This is a genomic window from Lachnotalea sp. AF33-28 (assembly GCF_003477885.1).
In the GTDB taxonomy this organism is placed as follows: domain Bacteria; phylum Bacillota; class Clostridia; order Lachnospirales; family Lachnospiraceae; genus AF33-28.
On sequence record NZ_QUEE01000043.1, the window covers coordinates 387 to 600 of the forward strand.

Here is a 214-nt window from a genome sequence, read left to right on the forward strand (position 1 = left end):
TTCCTGGCACCCACCTGCTCTCCCATACCGTCTCCAGTATAGTACCATCGGCCGCTTAAGGCTTAACCATCGTGTTCGGGATGGGGACGGGTGTTTCCCTTAAGCGCATCAGCACCAGAAATCTTTCGTTATTCAATTTCCCACAGCTTCCAACTCTCTGCCTTCCGCTGCTTCTCTTGATAACTCAACAGTATATCCAACCCCTACTTCTCTT

At 50.0% G+C, this 214-nt stretch carries 1 rRNA gene; it reads right to left on the reverse strand.

What is annotated here, in order from left to right:
- Position 1: 1 nt before the first annotated feature.
- A 5S ribosomal RNA gene (gene rrf / locus DWZ56_RS22585) occupies positions 2 to 119 on the reverse strand.
- Positions 120 to 214 lie beyond the last annotated feature (95 nt).